We start from the raw sequence: 2,291 nt of genomic DNA on the forward strand, positions 1-2,291 counted from the left end.
TAAAATCATTACCGGAAAACACTTTTTTCATCAAAGAGAGCTTTTTAAGTATGTTCATCATGTTCAGTATGTAGAGAGCAATGAGATACACAGAGCACTCATGGCATGTAAAGAGCTGCCGCCTAGTATGGTTGAAGAAAAAATTAACTTAGAACCGATTATAAAGAAGATATTAGAAAATTAAGGATATAGATATGGCACTAGAAAAAGCATATAAACTTTTAGCGGCACAAGAGGGAGTCTCAAATTCTCAAGCAAAGTCTATGATAGACAGAGGCTTGGTCTATGTGGGCAATAAGAAGGTAATGATTGCTCGTGGAGATATCGACGCAAAAACTACTTTTAGGGTTGAAAAAGTAGAGAAAATCAAGCCTATTTTTGAAAATGATGACTTGATTGTTCTAGACAAACCTGCACATGTAAACTCGGATGAGATAGAGAGACAGTTTAAACCTGCCGTGCTTCTTCACAGACTCGATCGTGAAACAAGCGGAGTTTTAATGCTTGTAAAAAATGAGGAGTTTCGTCAAAAAGCTATTGAAGAGTTTAGAAAAGACAGAGTTTATAAAGAGTACATTGCGTGGGTAGAGGGAATTATAAGCGAGCCGATTGAGATAGACAAGCCGATACTTACTACAAAGAAAAATAATCGTGCCTCGTCAAACGTTTCTGCAAAAGGAAAGCCTGCAAGAACTGAAGTTTTTCCTGATATCGTCAGCGGAAATAAAACAAAAATAAAGTGCATTATCCACCACGGAAGAACGCATCAAATAAGAACTCACCTCAGATATATAGAACATCCGATTGTCGGTGATGAGCAGTACGGCGGAAGACGAGCAAAGCGCGTAATGCTCCATGCCTATAAAGTAAGACTTCTTAACATGGAGTTTACGGCACCGGAGCCAAGTACATTTGTCCACTTCGAATAGCCCACAGAGCTTATGGAGTGTCTATGTGTTGCGATGCAGCGATGAGACTCTCTACACCGGAATAACTACGGATTTAGCTAGAAGAGTCGAGGAGCATAACAACTCTATAAAGGGTGCTAAATATACACGCGCAAGAAGACCGACAGTTTTGGTTTACTCTGAGAGTTGCAAAGACAAAAGCAGCGCAACCATAAGAGAGTTGGAGATAAAAAAACTACCGCGAGCCAAAAAATTGGAGCTTATAAAGTGATAAGAATCTTTGTTGATGGCGATGCTTTTCCAAACCTTCTAAAGCCGATTTTATTTCGCTCGATTGAGAGACTCTCTATTGAAACCTTTGTAGTCTCAAACAAACCCATTACCATCGGCAAATCAAAACTGATTACTTACATTATTGTCGAGCAGGGCGCAGATGCAGCAGATCATCATATAGTTGAACTTGCAAAAGAGGGCGACTTGGTAATAACAGCCGATATCCCGCTAGCAGACAGAGTAATAAATAAAACGGCACATGCGATAGACCATAGAGGCGAGCTTTATACCGTTGACAATATTAAGCAATATTTAGCCATGAGAAATCTGATGGAGAGCATAAGAGACACCGGAGAGATGACAAGAGGTCCAAAGCCCTTTGATCAAAAAGATGCGCACCGATTTGCCAATCAGCTTCATAGCTTTTTGACGAAGTATCATCAAATATAAAGCAGACTTAAAGTAACTTTCAGCTAAAATTCGCCACTTTTTACATTCAAGACTATTTTTAAAAGAGGAGTCAAAATGACTCCTTTTGCCCTTATGGGCAAAGCTTTAGTGCCTGAATATAATTTGAACGAGTTCAAATTATATGAGATTAATTAGTAGGAGGGCTATATGTTTGACACATTAACAGATTCATTTACCAACGCTATTAGAAAAATTCGTTTTCATGATGATGAAAAAGCCCTCACAAAGGCTTTAGACGAGTTAAAGAAGTCTCTTTTAAAAGCGGATGTAAACCATAAAGTTGTTAAAGATCTTATATTTAAAGTTCAGGTAGAGACGAAAAAAAACGGGATTGGAAAAGATCAATTTTTAGCGGCTTTAAGAGAAACACTCTATGAACTTTTAGAAGTCGGCGGAAACAGAGGCTTTATTTTTGCTTCAAAACCTCCGACCGTTATTTTAATGACCGGACTTCAAGGGTCTGGGAAAACAACGACAACAGGTAAGCTGGCGCTGTATCTAAAAAACAAACAGAAAAAAGTTTTGGTAGTAGCAGCCGATTTGCAGCGTTTAGCGGCAGTTGAGCAGCTTCGTCAAATTACGGCGAAAATAGATGTTGAACTCTATGAAAATGAGAGCACAAAAAATCCTGTTGAAGTT

At 38.7% G+C, this 2,291-nt stretch carries 4 protein-coding genes and 1 pseudogene; all 5 read left to right on the forward strand.

From position 1 onward, the window contains the following. Positions 1 to 184: pseudogene (locus tag IBX42_RS12140) on the forward strand (3-deoxy-D-manno-octulosonic acid transferase); the annotation flags it as partial. A gap of 10 nt (positions 185 to 194) precedes the next feature. Continuing rightward, positions 195 to 929 carry an RNA pseudouridine synthase gene (locus tag IBX42_RS12145; protein WP_294933194.1) on the forward strand — a complete coding sequence of 245 codons (735 nt, stop codon included), beginning with the start codon at positions 195 to 197 and terminating at the stop codon, positions 927 to 929. A gap of 25 nt (positions 930 to 954) precedes the next feature. After that, positions 955 to 1,179: a GIY-YIG nuclease family protein gene (locus IBX42_RS12150; RefSeq protein ID WP_294933195.1), complete on the forward strand. Its 225-nt coding sequence runs from the start codon at positions 955 to 957 to the stop codon at positions 1,177 to 1,179. Further along, on the forward strand, positions 1,179 to 1,631 hold the full coding sequence (locus IBX42_RS12155) for a YaiI/YqxD family protein (protein WP_294933197.1): 453 nt from the start codon (positions 1,179 to 1,181) through the stop codon (positions 1,629 to 1,631). Before IBX42_RS12150 ends, IBX42_RS12155 begins: the two co-directional genes overlap by 1 nt. Positions 1,632 to 1,799: 168 nt before the next feature. Further along, the coding region (locus IBX42_RS12160; protein WP_294933196.1) for a signal recognition particle receptor subunit alpha at positions 1,800 to 2,291 on the forward strand (492 nt) is incomplete at its 3' end.

Source organism: Sulfurimonas sp. (genome assembly GCF_014859695.1).
In the GTDB taxonomy this organism is placed as follows: domain Bacteria; phylum Campylobacterota; class Campylobacteria; order Campylobacterales; family Sulfurimonadaceae; genus Sulfurimonas.